The organism is Mycobacterium paraseoulense, from assembly GCF_010731655.1.
In the GTDB taxonomy this organism is placed as follows: domain Bacteria; phylum Actinomycetota; class Actinomycetes; order Mycobacteriales; family Mycobacteriaceae; genus Mycobacterium; species Mycobacterium paraseoulense.
In genome coordinates this window covers 4,598,492-4,613,700 of the sequence record NZ_AP022619.1, presented here as the reverse complement: position 1 = coordinate 4,613,700, position 15,209 = coordinate 4,598,492, and the positions used below count along the sequence as shown (strand labels likewise).

The 15,209-nt window shown below is 70.6% G+C and carries 15 protein-coding genes; 4 read left to right on the top strand and 11 right to left on the bottom strand.

What is annotated here, in order from left to right; all coding sequences use genetic code 11:
• Nucleotides 1-93: 93 nt before the first annotated feature.
• The 6 genes from G6N51_RS21415 to clpB form a co-directional block, all read right to left on the bottom strand.
• Entirely contained in the window at nucleotides 94-738 is a 645-nt protein-coding gene (locus G6N51_RS21415) for a TrmH family RNA methyltransferase (protein WP_083173366.1), read from the bottom strand.
• Entirely contained in the window at nucleotides 735-1,628 is an 894-nt protein-coding gene (locus G6N51_RS21410; protein WP_174814412.1) for a hypothetical protein, read from the bottom strand. The genes G6N51_RS21415 and G6N51_RS21410 overlap by 4 nt, the downstream gene beginning before the upstream one ends.
• 15 nt (nucleotides 1,629-1,643) lie before the next feature.
• Nucleotides 1,644-2,204, bottom strand: coding sequence for an orotate phosphoribosyltransferase (gene pyrE / locus G6N51_RS21405; protein ID WP_372510293.1), 561 nt, complete (start codon nucleotides 2,202-2,204; stop codon nucleotides 1,644-1,646).
• Nucleotides 2,185-2,958 carry an SDR family NAD(P)-dependent oxidoreductase gene (locus G6N51_RS21400; RefSeq protein ID WP_083173368.1) on the bottom strand — a complete coding sequence of 258 codons (774 nt, stop codon included), beginning with the start codon at nucleotides 2,956-2,958 and terminating at the stop codon, nucleotides 2,185-2,187. The genes pyrE and G6N51_RS21400 overlap by 20 nt, the downstream gene beginning before the upstream one ends.
• Nucleotides 2,959-3,012: 54 nt before the next feature.
• The gene (ttfA, locus tag G6N51_RS21395) at nucleotides 3,013-3,873 is read right to left on the bottom strand and encodes a trehalose monomycolate transport factor TtfA (protein WP_083173349.1); all 861 of its coding nucleotides are present in this window, start codon (nucleotides 3,871-3,873) and stop codon (nucleotides 3,013-3,015) included.
• A gap of 212 nt (nucleotides 3,874-4,085) precedes the next feature.
• On the bottom strand, nucleotides 4,086-6,632 hold the full coding sequence (gene clpB, locus G6N51_RS21390) for an ATP-dependent chaperone ClpB (protein ID WP_083173369.1): 2,547 nt from the start codon (nucleotides 6,630-6,632) through the stop codon (nucleotides 4,086-4,088).
• A 122-nt stretch (nucleotides 6,633-6,754) separates the two neighbouring features.
• On the opposite strand from clpB, the gene G6N51_RS21385 reads away from it, so the two are divergent.
• The gene (locus tag G6N51_RS21385; protein WP_083173350.1) at nucleotides 6,755-7,183 is read left to right on the top strand and encodes a DUF3060 domain-containing protein; all 429 of its coding nucleotides are present in this window, start codon (nucleotides 6,755-6,757) and stop codon (nucleotides 7,181-7,183) included.
• Nucleotides 7,184-7,188: 5 nt separating this feature from the next.
• On the opposite strand, the gene G6N51_RS21380 is transcribed toward G6N51_RS21385, so the two are convergent.
• Entirely contained in the window at nucleotides 7,189-7,836 is a 648-nt protein-coding gene (locus G6N51_RS21380; RefSeq protein ID WP_083173351.1) for a TetR/AcrR family transcriptional regulator, read from the bottom strand.
• A gap of 99 nt (nucleotides 7,837-7,935) precedes the next feature.
• On the opposite strand from G6N51_RS21380, the gene G6N51_RS21375 reads away from it, so the two are divergent.
• The 3 genes from G6N51_RS21375 to G6N51_RS21365 are packed head-to-tail and all read left to right on the top strand — an operon-like array spanning nucleotide 7,936 to nucleotide 11,027.
• Nucleotides 7,936-8,928, top strand: coding sequence for an ABC transporter permease (locus G6N51_RS21375; RefSeq protein WP_083173370.1), 993 nt, complete (start codon nucleotides 7,936-7,938; stop codon nucleotides 8,926-8,928).
• Nucleotides 8,929-8,939: 11 nt separating this feature from the next.
• Nucleotides 8,940-10,112, top strand: coding sequence for an FAD-binding oxidoreductase (locus G6N51_RS21370; RefSeq protein ID WP_083173352.1), 1,173 nt, complete (start codon nucleotides 8,940-8,942; stop codon nucleotides 10,110-10,112).
• Nucleotides 10,113-10,124: 12 nt separating this feature from the next.
• The gene (locus G6N51_RS21365; protein ID WP_083173353.1) at nucleotides 10,125-11,027 is read left to right on the top strand and encodes an aldose 1-epimerase; all 903 of its coding nucleotides are present in this window, start codon (nucleotides 10,125-10,127) and stop codon (nucleotides 11,025-11,027) included.
• Here G6N51_RS21365 and G6N51_RS21360 read toward each other — a convergent pair whose 3' ends face one another.
• Genes G6N51_RS21360 through dnaK form a run of 4 tightly spaced genes read right to left on the bottom strand, consistent with a single transcriptional unit; the run spans nucleotide 11,028 to nucleotide 15,145 of the window.
• A complete protein-coding gene (locus tag G6N51_RS21360) occupies nucleotides 11,028-11,414 on the bottom strand; it encodes a heat shock protein transcriptional repressor HspR (RefSeq protein ID WP_083173371.1) in 387 nt (128 codons plus the stop codon).
• The gene (gene dnaJ / locus G6N51_RS21355) at nucleotides 11,414-12,592 is read right to left on the bottom strand and encodes a molecular chaperone DnaJ (RefSeq protein ID WP_083173354.1); all 1,179 of its coding nucleotides are present in this window, start codon (nucleotides 12,590-12,592) and stop codon (nucleotides 11,414-11,416) included. The genes G6N51_RS21360 and dnaJ overlap by 1 nt, the downstream gene beginning before the upstream one ends.
• A gap of 52 nt (nucleotides 12,593-12,644) precedes the next feature.
• Complete coding sequence (gene grpE / locus G6N51_RS21350; RefSeq protein WP_083173355.1) at nucleotides 12,645-13,289, bottom strand: nucleotide exchange factor GrpE; 645 nt, start codon at nucleotides 13,287-13,289, stop codon at nucleotides 12,645-12,647.
• Nucleotides 13,286-15,145, bottom strand: a complete 1,860-nt coding sequence (gene dnaK / locus G6N51_RS21345; RefSeq protein ID WP_083173356.1) for a molecular chaperone DnaK — start codon at nucleotides 15,143-15,145, stop codon at nucleotides 13,286-13,288. The genes grpE and dnaK overlap by 4 nt, the downstream gene beginning before the upstream one ends.
• Between the last annotated feature and the right edge of the window lie 64 nt (nucleotides 15,146-15,209).

Below are 15,209 nucleotides of genomic sequence, written 5' to 3'. Positions count from 1 at the left end.
CGTGGGCTTCGGGCGTGCATGCAGGGCGGGAAACCGGCCGAAATCCCGCCCTGGGCGCACACTGAAAGCCCTCAGCGCACGCGCGGTGGCGCGCTACCAGGCCTGGGTCAGGTTGGCGTGCCGGCGAATCCAGGCGTGCATCGCGATCCCGGCGGCCACGCCGGCGTTGATGCTGCGGGTCGAGCCGAACTGGGCGATCGACACCGTCATCGCCGCGCCCGCCCGCAGGTCGTCGGTGATGCCCGGACCCTCCTGCCCGAACACCAGCAGGCACTCCCGCGGCAGGGCGGTCTCCTCGAGCCGCGTCGCCCCCGGGACATTGTCCACCGCCACCACCGCCAGCCCGGCGCGGGCCGCGAAGCCCAGCAGCTCGGCGGTGCTGTCGTGGTGGCACAGCCGCTGATAACGGTCGGTCACCATGGCGCCCCGGCGATTCCAGCGCCGCCGGCCCACGATGTGCACGGTGTGCACGGCGAAGGCGTTGGCGGTGCGCACCACCGAGCCGATGTTGGCGTCGTGTCCGAAGTTCTCGATCGCCACGTGCAGCGGGTGCCGGCGCCGGTCGATGTCGGCGATGATCGCCTCCCGCGTCCAGTACCGGTAGGCGTCGACGACGTTGCGAGTATCGCCCTCGCGCAACAGGACCGGGTCATACCGTGGGTCGTCGGGCGGCTCGCCCGCCCAGGGCCCCACCCCGCCGGCCGGTGCGGCCCACTCGGTCGGCCCCGGACCGGTCATCGCGGCGTCCACACGCCGGCATGGGTGCCGTCGACCGCCACCGTCGCGTAAAGCAGCGCCTCGTTGATCTCGCCCTGGGTGCACAGCGACGCGCTGACGTGCACGGCGTCCAGCGAGGCGTCGGGCAGGATCAGCACCGACGACCCGTACGCCGCGCAGGCCGGGTTCAGCCCGGCGCCGGGCAGGGTCGGCGACGCCAGCAGCATCAGCGGGCCGCCGCGTTGGGCCGAGTCGTCGCGATACCGCGCCGCGAGCCCGTCGGCTTCCAGGCCCAGCAGCATGTAGCCGGTCCCGTTGAACGCCGCGGGATCGCCGAGCTGCGCCTTGGTCATCGGGGCGCCGTCGGCCCGCCAGGCCGACAGGCTGGTGGTCTTCACCGCCAGGCCGGTGTCGTTGGCGTTGGTGGGCATCAGCCCCACCGGGAAGGCGGCCGGGTAGGCCGCGGACGTGTTCGGGATCCGGTCGCGCGGCGAGTAGCCGTACACGCCGCGGACCTGGCTCCGATCCTTCAGCGGCCCAAGGCAAACCGTCCCGGCGAGCCGGTCTCCGGAAGCCGACAGCGGCGAGTGCACGTCGGGCGGCTTGGCCGTCGGGCGGTCGCAGCTGCCCAGCCCGGTGGCCTCGATCGGGTGCGACAGCGCCCCGTAGAGCCCGAAGCGGATGTCCTCGGGCTTGGTGTGCGGCGCGTGCGGGTCCGCGGCGGACGCGTCGACGTCGATGAGCACGTAGTCGTCGGCCCAGCGCAGGTTCGACACCGACATGTTCCAGCCCAGCAGGGCAAGCGATTCCCCGAGCCACGCGCCCTGCGCGCCGTAGGGGCGCACCGGGTGACTCGAGCCCGTGCATCCCGTCAGGCAGGCCAGCGCGCAGGCCGCTACCGCGAGAAGGATTGCGCGGCAATGCAACTAGCCCAGCCCCAGGTCGGCGAGGCCCAGCACGCTGCGGTACGGCAGCCCCTCGGCCTCGATGGCCTCGGCGGCGCCGGTGGCGCGGTCGACGACCGTGGCCACGCCGACCACCTGCCCGCCGGCCTCGCGCACGGCGCGCACCGCCGTCAGCGCCGAGTTGCCCGTGGTGCTGGTGTCCTCGACCACCAGCACCCGCTTGCCGGCAACCTCGGAGCCCTCGATAAGGCGTTGCAGCCCATGGGTTTTCGCGGACTTTCGCACGACGAACGCGTCGATCGGGCGGCCCGGCGCGTGCATGACGGCGGTGGCCACCGGGTCGGCGCCCAGGGTCAGCCCGCCGACCACCGCGTAGTCCCAGTCGGCGGTGAGTTCGCGCATCAGCCTGCCGATCAAGGCCGACGCCCGGTGGTGCAGGGTGGCGCGGCGCAGGTCGACGTAGTAGTCGGCCTCCTTGCCCGACGACAGCGTGACGCGGCCGTGCACGACCGACAGCCGGCGCACCAGCTCGGCCAGCTCTTCACGCGCGGATAGAGGCGACTCAGGTCCGGCCACGGCCACCGCCGATCCGCTTGGTGACCGCCCGCATCAGGGTCCGCGGAATCATCCGCTCGGCGGCGATGATCGCCTTGTATTGCAGGCCCGGGATGCTGATCACCTTGCCCCGGGCGATGTCGGCCAGGCTCTGGTTCACCACGTCGTCCACCTCGAGCCACATGAACGACGGCGACTTGGCCATGTCGATCCCGGCCCGGGCGTGAAATTCGGTGTGCACGTAGCCCGGACACACGGCGTGCACGCCCACGCCGGTGCCCTGCAGGCCGACGGCCAGGCCCTCGCTGAACGAGATCACCCACGCCTTGGACGCCGAATACGTCGATCCGCGCCCTGGCACCAGCCCGGCGACGCTGGCGATGTTGACGACGGTGCCTGCGCCGGCCTCGAGCATGGCCGGCAGGGCGGCCCGGGTGAGGTGCATGACCGCGGTGACGTTGACGTCCAGCTGAGACTGCAGCAGCGCGGGGTCGGTGGCCCAGAAGTCGCCGGAGGTGCCGAAGCCCGCGTTGTTCACCAGCACCCGGACTCCCCGCGCCAGGCGTTCGCAGACCTTGTAGCGACCGGCGGCATCGGCCAGGTCGGCCGGCAGCACCTCGACGTTGCCGGCCCGGCCTTCCAGTTCACCCGCCAGTCGCGTCAACCGGTCAGCGTCGCGGGCGACCAAGACCAGGTCATAGCCGTCGGAGGCGAAACGTCGCGCGTAGCCGGCGCCGATCCCGGACGTGGGGCCGGTGATCAGGGCGACGGGACGAGGCATGAGCGACATCCTAATGACGGCGGCGGCGCCGCCGACCCGGCGCCCGGCGCGCCGTCAGCGCTGATAGTTGGTGGCCTGGTGGCCGTTGCGCCCGGCCGGCGGCGGACGGCGAACGGCGTCCGGACCGCGCTGTTCCCGGCGGATCGGCTCGGCCGGTCGGCGAGCGGACGCATCTCCGAGCAGCCCCCCGACGTCCTGCTGCGCGCGCCGGGGCGGCAACTCCGCGCGGCCCGCGGGGGCCAGCGGTCGGCTGGGCGACGCGTTGCGCAGGCCCGCGGGCGCGCCCGCCTCCTGCTGGGTCTCCTCCGGCAGCGGCGGCAGCACCCGCAACAGGTCGTTGAACTGCCGCACGGTGCGCAACCCCTCGTCCCACTGGGTGCGGGTGCTGGTGATGGGCAGGGCGACCAGCGTCCAGTTCTGCTCGTTCCACATGATCTCGGCGCAGTCCGGCGCGGTGTGCGCGAAGGTGACCATGCGGCGGTCGCAGGCCCGGCGGGCCGCGTCCAGGTTGGTGGAGTACACCATCCGCGGGCCGATCGCACCCAGTAGCCAGATGTCGCTTTCCCGAGGCTCTTTCAGCCCCTTGAGCCGCAGGTCCACCACCACGTTGGTGCCCACCTTGCGGTGCAGCGCGATCACGGTGGCGACCTCCTCGAGGTCGAAGATGTACACCGCCTCGCCGCGGATCTGACCCAGCACGACGTTCTCGGCGGCGATGTCGCCCACCGTCGAGATCACCCCGCGCTTCCAGCGCTTGAGGATGTCGGCCGATTCACGCTCGTAGTCGAATCCGTGCGAGCGCGCCCACGACCTGCGGCGCCTGCTGCGGCCGCGGCGTCGATCGAGGTCGACGTACAGCAACACGCCCGCGCCGACGAAGCACAGCGCGGAGAGCGTGAACCAAAGGGGGACCATCCCACACAGGGTATCTGCAATTGCGCCGGAATAAAGAAGTCCGGCTGGTCACAACCCAATTACAGGACGAATCGGGTGCCGCTGAGGCCCGGTCCCCCGCGGGCCGTGTGCGCTGACGGCCTCGAGTGTGAGCCGGCGGCGGGACTTTCGCGATTTTCCCGCCCCGCGCTCACACTCAAAGCCCGGCATTCACACTCGGGCCGCGCTCACCCCTAGCCCAGGATCAGCGAGTCGCCGTCCGGGCTGACGTTCACCGGGACGGTGTCGCCGTCGTGCACGTCGCCGGCCAGCAGCTGCTTGGCCAGCTGGTCGCCGATGGCCTGCTGCACCAGCCGGCGCAACGGCCGCGCGCCGTACACGGGGTCGAACCCGCGCTGCGCCAGCCACTGCTTGGCCGCGAGCGACACCTCCAGCGTGAGGCGGCGCTGCGCCAGCCGCTTCTGCAGCTGGGCCAGCTGGATGTCGACGATCTGCACCAGCTCACCGGGTTCGAGGCCGTGGAAGATGATCACGTCGTCGAGCCGGTTGATGAACTCGGGCTTGAACGCCGAGCGCACCGCGGCCATCACCTGCTCCTCGCTGCCGCCCGACCCGAGGTTGGACGTCAGGATCAGGATGGTGTTGCGGAAGTCGACCGTGCGGCCCTGCCCGTCGGTGAGCCGGCCCTCGTCGAGCACCTGCAGCAGCACGTCGAACACGTCCGGGTGCGCCTTCTCGATCTCGTCGAAGAGGATCACTGTGTACGGGCGCCGCCGCACCGCCTCGGTCAGCTGACCGCCCTGGTCGTAGCCGATGTAGCCCGGGGGCGCACCGACCAGGCGGGCGACCGAGTGCTTCTCGCCGTACTCGCTCATGTCGATGCGCACCATCGCGCGCTCGTCGTCGAACAGGAACTCCGCCAGCGCCTTGGCCAGCTCGGTCTTACCCACACCGGTGGGCCCCAGGAACATGAACGACCCGGTCGGCCGGTTGGGGTCGGCGACGCCGGCCCGGCTGCGGCGCACCGCGTCGGACACCGCCGTCACCGCCTTGCGCTGGCCGATCACGCGCTTGCCCAGCTCGTCCTCCATGCGCAGCAGCTTGGCGGTCTCGCCCTCGAGCATCCGCCCGGCGGGGATGCCGGTCCACGCCGACACCACCTCGGCGATGTCGTCGGGTCCGACCTCCTCCTTGAGCATCACGTTCTCGCGCGCCTCCGCGTGCGGCAGCGCGGCGTCGAGCTTCTTCTCCACCTCGGGGATGCGGCCGTAGCGCAGCTCGGCGGCCTTGGCCAGGTCGCCGTCGCGCTCGGCGCGCTCGGACTCCCCGCGCAACGCCTCCAGTTGCTCCTTGAGGTCGCGGACCACGTCGATCGCGCTCTTCTCGTTCTGCCAGCGGGTGGTCAGCTCGGCCAGCTTCTCCTTCTGGTCGGCCAGCTCGGAGCGCAGCTTCTCCAGCCGCTCCTTGGACGCCTCGTCCTCCTCCTTGGCCAGCGCCATCTCCTCGATCTCGAGGCGGCGCACCAGGCGCTCGACCTCGTCGATCTCGACGGGCCGGGAGTCGATCTCCATCTTCAGCCGGCTGGCGGCCTCGTCGACCAGGTCGATGGCCTTGTCCGGCAGGAAGCGGGCGGTGATGTAGCGGTCGGACAGCGTCGCCGCGGCGACCAACGCGGAGTCGGTGATGCGCACGCCGTGGTGCACCTCGTAGCGGTCCTTCAGGCCGCGCAGGATGCCGACGGTGTCCTCCACCGACGGCTCGCCGACCAGCACCTGCTGGAAGCGCCGCTCCAGGGCGGCGTCCTTCTCGATGTACTTGCGGTACTCGTCGAGCGTGGTGGCGCCGACCAGCCGCAGCTCGCCGCGGGCCAGCATCGGCTTGATCATGTTGCCGGCGTCCATCGCGCCCTCGCCGGTCGCGCCCGCGCCGACGATGGTGTGCAGCTCGTCGATGAACGTGATGATCTGGCCGGCGGAGTTCTTGATGTCGTCGAGGACGGCCTTCAGCCGCTCCTCGAACTCGCCGCGGTACTTGGCGCCGGCCACCATCGAGCCGAGGTCCAGGCTGATGACGGTCTTGTCGCGCAGGCTCTCCGGCACGTCACCGGCCACGATGCGCTGGGCCAGGCCCTCGACGATCGCGGTCTTGCCGACGCCGGGCTCGCCGATCAGCACCGGGTTGTTCTTGGTGCGGCGGCTCAACACCTGCACGACCCGCCGGATCTCGTTGTCCCGCCCGATGACCGGGTCGAGCTTGCCCTCGCGGGCGCGGGCGGTCAGGTCGGTGGAGTACTTCTCCAGCGCCTGGTAGGTGGCCTCCGGCTCGGGGCTGGTGACCCGGGCGCTGCCGCGCACCTTGACGAAGCCGTCGCGCAGGGCCTGCGGCGACGCGCCGTGGCCGGTCAGCAGCTTGGCGACGTCGGAATCGCCGGTGGCCAGGCCGACCAGCAGGTGCTCGGTCGAGACGTACTCGTCGTCCATCTCGGTGGCCAGTTGCTGGGCGGTGGTGATGGCGGCCAGCGATTCGCGCGACAGCTGCGGTTGCGAGCTGGCGCCGCTGGCCTGGGGCAGCCGCTCGACGAGGCGCTCCGCCTCGGTGCGAATGGTCGCGGGCTGGACGCCGACAGCCTCCAGCAGCGGTCCCGCGATCCCGTCGGCCTGCGTCAGCAGGGCCATCAGCAGATGCGAGGGCCGGATCTCGGGATTACCGGCGGCCGAGGCCGCCTGGAGCGCCGAGGTCAGCGCCGCTTGCGTCTTGGTTGTCGGGTTGAAAGAGTCCACGACGCCTCCGTTCGAGTAGTACCAAATGCTTGTCGCGATGTTCAACGCCGTCAAGGTTGAGTGTGTTCCGCTCAACTCTAACGAGTTTTGCCCGGCGTGGCGCACGGGGTACCCCCGAAGCGATGACACAGAGGGAGCCGCACCAGGACGGGGCCGGCGCGCGCCGGGTTCCCGGCGCCTTCAGGCTGGCCACGGTGGTGGTCGGCGCGCTGGCGCTGGCGGGACTCGCCGCGGCCGGAACCCGCACCGATCTCGCCGGCGGAGGCCCCTCGGCGGCCGTCCCGGAGTCGGGCACGTTGCAGGTCAACGGGACCGGCACGACCAAGACCATCGGCTGCCACGGCGGCTACCTGTCGGTCAGCGGCCAGACGAACACCGTCACCGTCACCGGCCACTGCACCAGCCTGAGCGTCTCCGGACACGGCAACCGGGTGGCGGTCGACAGCACGGACGCGGTGAGCACGTCCGGGACCGGCAACGCGATCACCTACCACTGGGGCTCACCGAACGTCGTCAACGCCGGTACGGCCAACACCGTCGGGCAGGGCTGAGCCGGTCAGGCGCGATAGGCGGCGGGCAGGCCGAGTTCGTCGGCGCCCGCGGTCAGGTACCGCTGCACGCTGGGCGCGATCAGCCGGACCACCTCCTCGGTGCCGAGTTCGGCCAGCGGGCCGACCCGCATCACATAGCGAAACAACGCGGTGCCGACCAAATTGGTGCCGGCCAGGTTCGCCCGCAGCGCGGTGTCGGGCCCCTCGCCCAGGACGCCGGCGATGGCGGCCATCACGTAACCGCGCATGAAGTCGCGGAACGCCTCGTACGCGTCGGAGTGCAGCATGGCCGAGTGCAGCATGGCCACCATGGTCGGGCCGGTCTCCGGCTCCTCCCAGATCTGCAGGTAGGCCCGCACCAACCGGACGCCGATGTCCTCGAGCGAGCCTGCGGTCATCGCGGCGGCCAGCACGCCACCGTCCACGATCAGCCGCATCGACTCGCGAAAGAGCTCGGCCTTGGACCCGAACAAATAGATCACCATCGCCGCGTCCACGTGGGCGTCGTCGGCGATGTGACGCAGCGTCGTCTTCTCGTAGCCCTGGGCGGCGAACCGCTGCTTGGCCGCGCGGAGCACCACGTCCTTCGACACGGGCTCACCCTGGCGGCGGCCCCGGCGCTTGCGTGCGGGGGAAGCGGCAGGTGACGGCATACGACGACGGTAGCATTTCATTGTTTGTTGAAAATACTGCGCGGCGCGGATACGCTCGCGAGCGTCATATTTCATCCACTGATGAAAAAGGTGTCGCGCATGATCACGCAGTCGCTCCCCCAGCACGGCCGGCCCGCACGCCCCCGCCCGGCGCTGCCCCTGTTCCGCGCGACGGGCCTCGTCGCGGCGATGACCGTGGCGATCGCCGTCATCTGCATCGCCTTCGCGCTGCCGGCGGCACGCTCCAAGCCGCACCACATCCCGATCGGCGTGGTGGGACCGGGCCTGGTGACCGGGCTGATCAGCAGCCAGCTCGACACGGTCGCCCCGGGCGGCTTCGCCGTGACCACCTACCCCGACGAGGCCGCGCTGCGCTCGGCGATCCGCAACCGCGACGGCTACGGCGGCCTGGTGGTCACCCCCAACGGCCCCACCCTGCTGCTCGCGTCCGGGGCGAGCCCGACCGTCGCCCAACTGCTGACGCAGATCGGCGACCGCGTCGCCCAACGCACCGGCGCGCCGTTGCGCACCGAAGACCTGGCGCCGTTGCCCGCCGACGATCCGCGCGGCGCCGGCCTGGCCGCCTCCGCGCTGCCGATCACCCTGGCCGGGATCCTGCCCGCCATCGTGCTGCTGCTGGCATTTCCGCGCCGGCCCTGGCTGAATTGCGCTGTGGTGACGGCTTTTTCGGTCAGCGTTGCGGTGACCATCGCCGTGCTGCTGCGTTACGTGCTGGGCTCGGTCGACCAGAATTTCTGGGGCGTGGCCGCCGGACTCACGCTGGGCACCCTGGCGATGGCGCTGCCGACCCTGGCCCTGGGCTCGCTGTTCGGCCGGGCCGGCCTGAGTGGTGCGGTGGCGGTGGCCATGCTGCTGGGCAACCCGCTGTCCGGCCTGATGAGCGCCCCGGAGATGCTGCCGTCCGGGTGGGGCGCGCTGGGTCAGCTGCTGCCGCAGGGGGCCAATGCCACCCTGTTGCGTTCGACGGCGTATTTCTCCGGCGCCGGGGCGACGACCGCCGGCCTCGTGCTGTGCTGCTGGGTGGCCGCCGCGGCCGTGCTGATCGGGATTGCCGGCGCGCGGCGAGCCTAGAATCGGGCCCCGTGGGGCTCGAGGACACCGATGCGTTGCGGGTGCTGCGCGACGCCTTCGCGCGGGACGACTCGGGATCCGGCGATGAACTCGTCCGCCGGTTCTACACCCACTGGTTCGGCCTCGACGTCTCGGTCCGCGACCTCTTTCCGCCCGAAATGGGCGGGCAGCGCGCCGCTTTCGCGCACGCCCTGCACTGGGTGTACGGCGAACTCGTCGACCAGCGCGCCCAGGAGCCGGTGGCCTTTCTCGCCCAGCTCGGCCGGGACCACCGCAAATACGGTGTGCTGCCGGCGCATTACGACACGTTGCGCCGCGCGTTGTTGTCAACGCTGCGGGCACAGCTCGGCGACGCCTGGACCGACGCCGTCGACGGCGCGGCCCAGCAGTCGCTGAACCTGATCACCGGGGTGATGCGCGGCGCCGCGGAGGCCGACGAGGGGCCGGCCTGGTGGGACGGCACGGTGATCGAGCACATGCGGGTCTCCCGCGACCTCGCGGTGGTCCGGCTGCAGCTCGACCGGCCGCTGGACTACCACGCCGGCCAATACGTGAATGTGCACGTCCCGCAATGCCCGCGCCGCTGGCGCTACCTCTCGCCCGCCATCCCGGCGGATCCGGGCGGCGGCATCGAGTTCCACGTCCGCGTGGTGCCCGGCGGCTTGGTCAGCACCGCCATCGTCAACGAGACGCGGCCGGGCGACCGGTGGCGGCTGTCCAGCCCGCACGGCGGCCTGCGGGTCGACCGGCAGGGCGGCGACGTGCTGATGGTCGCCGGCAGCACCGGCTTGGCCCCCCTGCGCGCGCTCATCATGGACCTGTGCCGGTATGCGGTGAATCCGCGGGTGCACCTGTTCTTCGGCGCGCGCTATCGCTGCGAGCTCTACGACCTGCCGACCCTGTGGCAGGTGGCCTCCCACAATCCGTGGCTGTCGGTCTCGCCGGTCTCCGAGTACAGCGCCGACCCGGCGTGGGCCGCCGACTATCCCGACGTCACGCCGCCGCGCGGCCTGCACGTGCGCCAGACCGGCCGGCTCCCCGACGTGGTGACCAAATACGGTGGGTGGGGCGACCGGCAGATCCTGATCTGCGGGGGCCCGGCCATGGTGCGGGCCACCAAGGCCGCCCTGATCGCCAAAGGCGCTCCGCCGGAAAGCATTCAGCACGACCCGCTATCGAGTTGAGTGGAGGTAGGCATGCGTGTCGTCACCCTGCGCGACCCGACATCGTCGGTGGCCGCGGAATTCGTGCCCGAGGCGGGCATGGTCGGCACCTCGCTGAGCGATGCCGGCGTGGAGCTGCTCGGGCAACGGCGCGGGCTGGACGCCTATGTGAAGGCGGGCAAGACGATGGGGATACCGATCCTGTATCCCTGGGCAAACCGGTTGGGCGCCAACACCTACACCGCGGAGGGCGTGACGGCGACGCTGACGCCGGGCGAAAACGGCGTCCGCGCCGACCCCAACGGGTTGCCGATCCACGGTGTGCTGGCGGGCCACCCGGGCTGGCGGGTGACCGCCGAGTCGGTCGACGGGCTGACTGCCGAGCTCGATTTCGCCGACGATCCGCGATTGCTCGCCAGCTTCCCCTACCCGCACGTGCTGACGGTGGCGGTGCGGCTGGCCGACCGGACGCTGACGGTGCGCACCACGGTGACCGCCACGGGCGACCTGGCGGTCCCGCTGTGCTTCGGCTTTCATCCCTATCTGCGCCTGCCGGGCGTGCCCCGCGGCGAGTGGGTCATTCACACGCCACCGCTGCGGCAGCTGGCCCTCGACGACCGGGGCCTGCCGACCGGAGCGTCCAAACCAGCGCCGGCGCGCGACGAGGCGTTGGGGGACAAGGCTTTCGACGATGCCTACGACCAGGTGCCCGACGGCGCGGTGTTCGCGGTCTCGGGCGGCGGCCGACGGGTGGAGGTGCGCTTCGAGCGGGGGTATCCGGCGACGCAGATCTTCGCCCCGAGGGGCGAAGGCCCCGAAAAAGAAATCGTGTGCTTCGAGCCGATGACCGCACCGACCGACGCGCTGCGCCGCGGCGGCTACCGCTGCGCACGGCCGGGCGAACCGGCCGTCGCGCAGTTCTCGATCCGGGTGTGATCAGCCGCGCGTTCGGCGCGGCTGCCACACCACCACGGCGGTGCTCTTGGGCATTACCGCCAGATCGCGGCGCTGCCCGGCGCGCACCTGCGCCAACTCGTCGGTCAGTTCCTTGACCCGCGCCTGCAGCGCCTCCACCTGGTTGGTCAGCTCGATGATGCGTTTGATGCCGGCGAGGTTGACGCCCTCGTCCTGCGACAGCCGCTGCACCTCGCGCAGCAGGTCTACGTCGTGCTCCGAATAGCGCCGTCCCCCACCGGATGTGCGGCGCGGGCTGACCAGGCCGAGGCGATCGTAGGTGCGCAGGGTCTGGGCGTGCATGCCGGCCAGCTCGGCGGCCACCGAGATCAGGAACGTCCGGGACTCTTCCCGTGAATTCTTGGCCATCAGCGATTGCCCGCCCATCCCGCGCGCGGGTCGAACCCGCTGGCCCGCTCCGCGGCCGCGTACGCCTCCAGCGCCTCGGCCGCGGCGCCGTCCACGTTGGGCGGCACGGCGACCTTGACGGTGACCAGCAAGTCCCCGTTGCCGCCGCTGCGCTTGGGGACACCCCGCCCGCGCACCCGCAGGATGCGGCCGTCGGAGGTGCCCTTGGGCACCCGGACGCCGACCTTGCCGTCCAGCGTGGGCACCGAAATCGTTGAGCCCAAGGCCAATTCGGTGAAGCTGACTGGGACGGTCACGGTGAGGTCGTCGCCGTCGCGGCCAAACACCTGGTCCGGCCGCACGTGCACGGTCACGTACAGGTCGCCCGACGGGGCGCCCCGCAGCCCGGCCTCGCCCTGGCCGGGCAGCCGGATGCGCTGCCCGTCCTCGACACCCGGTGGGATCCGCACGTTGATGGTGCGGGTGCGCGTGGTGACCCCGGTGCCCTTGCACTCCTCACACGGGTGCTCGATGATCGAGCCGCTGCCCCGGCAATCGGTGCACGGCTCGGAGAATCCGAACGCGCCCTGGTTGCGGCTGATCACGCCGGAGCCGTTGCAGGTGGGGCACACCTTCGGGCTGGTGCCCGGCCGCGCGCCGCTGCCGTGGCAGTTCGTGCACGGCGCCGGGCTGGTCAGCCGCAACGGCATTGCCACACCCTTGGCGGCCTCGACGAAATCCAGCTGCGTCTCGGTCTCCAGGTCGTTGCCGCGCCGCGGCCGGCTGGGACGGGCAGAGGCACCGCGCCCGAACAGGCCGCCGAACAGGTCCCCGATGTTGGCGCCGCCGCTTCGCCCGGCGGCGTCGAACAGATCGTTGAGGTTGAACTCGGCGCCGTCACCGCCGGCACCGAACCCGCCGAAACCTCCGGCGTCGAACCGGCGCCCGCCAAAACCGCCGCCCGCGAACAGGCGGCGGGTTTCGTCGTACTCCTTGCGCTTGGCCGGGTCCGACAACACGTTGTGCGCCTCGGAGACCGCCTTGAATCGCTCGCCGGCGGCGGGGTTGTCGGGATTGGCGTCCGGGTGCAGGTCGCGCGCGAGCTTGCGGTACGCGCGTTTGATTTCTTCGGGACTGGCGTCAGAGGAGACGCCCAGCTCCTTGTAGAAGTCCTTTTCGACCCATTCGCGCTGGGCCATGTCGCGTCACCCCCTCTCACCTTTCTGTCTTTTGTTGTGCTGATTGTGTGGTCTATTCACCGGATGCGCCGGGGTTATCGTCCGATTCGGCCGGTGGGACCGCCGTGCCACCCTCGTCGGCGACCGTGTCGACGACGCCGACCAGAGCGTGCCGCAGGACCTGGTCGCCCAGCTTGTAACCCTGCCGCATGACGGTGCCGATCACCGGCCTGGAGCCGTCGCCGCCGTCGCCGTCGTGCTGCACGGCCTCGTGCAACACCGGGTCGAAGTCCTCGCCCTCCTCGCCGAACGCCGTCAGACCGAGTCCGGTCAGGGCGCTGTCCAGCTTGTCGGCCACCGACTTCAGCGGGCCGGATTCCAGGTCACCGTGTTTGCGCGCCCGCTCGAGATCGTCGAGCACGCCCAGCAATTGGCTGACGACGCCGGCCTTGGCCCGGTCGGCCGCGGCCTGCTGGTCGCGCAGCGCACGCTTGCGGTAGTTGGCGAAGTCGGCCTGGACGCGTTGCAGGTCGGCGAGCAGCTCGGTGGCCTTGCCGGCCTCCTCGGGGCTTTCGCCCGCGAACTCACCGGCCGAACCCCCTCCCGGCGCATCGCCGGGAGGGGGGCCGGACGGGGACTGGCGCACTTCACCGGTCTGCGGATCGATCCGCCGCTTGTCGGTGACGGTCACCTGCTCCTGTGGATTGCCTTCGGTCACTTGGACTCCCGGTCGTCGTCGACCACCTCCGCGTCCACGACGTCGTCGGCGGAACCGGACGGGCCGCCGGGGGCGGCGCCGGCCTGTTCGCCGGCGGCCTGGGTGGCCTCGTAGATGGCCTGGCCGAGCGCCTGGGATTCCTGGCCCAGCTTCTCCATCGCCGACTTGATCGCGGAGATGTCGGTGCCGCCCAGCGCGGACTTGGCCTCGGCGATCGCGCCGTCGACCTTGGACAGCGTCTCCTCGGGAACCTTCGACCCGCCCTCGGCTTCACGCTGCTCCTTGACGAACTTCTCCGTCTGGTAGACCAGCGATTCGGCCTGGTTGCGGATGTCGGCCTCCTCGCGGCGCTGGCGGTCTTCCTCGGCGTGCGCCTCGGCGTCCTTGATCATCCGGTCGATCTCCTCCTTGGACAGGCCGGAGCCCTCCTGGATCTTGATCGTGTTCTCCTTGCCGGTGCCCTTGTCCTTGGCCGTGACGTGCACGATGCCGTTGGCGTCGATGTCGAAGGTGACCTCGATCTGCGGGACGCCGCGCGGAGCCGGCGGGATGCCGGTCAGCTCGAAGGAGCCGAGCAGCTTGTTGTGCGAAGCGATTTCGCGCTCACCCTGGTAGACCTGGATCTGCACCGACGGCTGGTTGTCGTCGGCCGTGGTGAAGGTCTCCGACCGCTTGGTGGGGATCGTGGTGTTGCGCTCGATGAGCTTGGTCATCACCCCGCCCTTGGTCTCGATACCCAGGCTCAGCGGCGTGACGTCAAGCAGCAGAACGTCTTTCACCTCGCCCTTGAGGACACCGGCCTGCAGAGCCGCTCCCACCGCCACGACTTCATCGGGGTTGACGCCCTTGTTGGGCTCCTTGCCGCCGGTCATCTCCTTGACCAGCTCCGACACCGCGGGCATCCGGGTGGAACCACCCACCAGGACCACGTGGTCGATCTCGGAGACCGAGATGCCGGCGTCCTTGATCACGGACTGGAAGGGCTGACGGGTGCGGTCCAGCAGATCCTGGGTGATGCGCTGGAATTCGGCGCGGGTCAGCTGCTCGTCGAGGAACAGCGGGTTCTTGTCCGCGTCGACGGTGATGTACGGCAGGTTGATCGAGGTGCTCTGCGAACTCGAGAGCTCGATCTTGGCCTTCTCGGCGGCCTCACGCAGCCGCTGCATCGCCATCTTGTCCTTGGTCAGGTCGATGCCGCTGGTGCCTTTGAATTTGTCGACGAGCCACTCGACGACGCGGTCGTCCCAGTCGTCCCCACCGAGGTGGTTGTCACCGCTGGTGGCGCGGACCTCGACCACGCCCTCGCCGATCTCGAGCAACGAGACGTCGAAGGTGCCGCCGCCCAGGTCGAAGACCAGGATGGTCTGTTCCTTCTCGCCCTTGTCCAGGCCGTAGGCCAGCGCCGCGGCGGTGGGCTCGTTGACGATGCGCAGCACGTTCAGGCCGGCGATCTGGCCGGATTCCTTGGTCGCCTGCCGCTGGGCGTCGTTGAAGTACGCCGGCACGGTGATGACGGCGTCGGTGATGTCCTCACCCAGGTACGCCTCCGCGTCGCGCTTCAGCTTCATCAGCACGCGGGCGCTGATCTCCTGCGCGGTGTACTTCTTGTCGTCGATCTCGATGGACCAGTCGGTGCCCATGTGCCGCTTGACCGAACGGATCGTGCGGTCGACGTTGGTCACCGCCTGGTTCTTGGCGGGCTGGCCGACGAGCACCTCGCCGTTGCGCGCGAACGCGACGATGGACGGGGTCGTCCGTGAGCCCTCGGAGTTGGCGACGACGACGGGGTCACCGCCCTCGAGAACTGCGACGACGGAGTTGGTGGTCCCGAGGTCGATACCGACCGCACGAGCCATAGTGATTCCTCCTGATTGTGTAGAGCTTCTTTGGTGCCACTATGCTGAGTGAACCCCGCTCAAG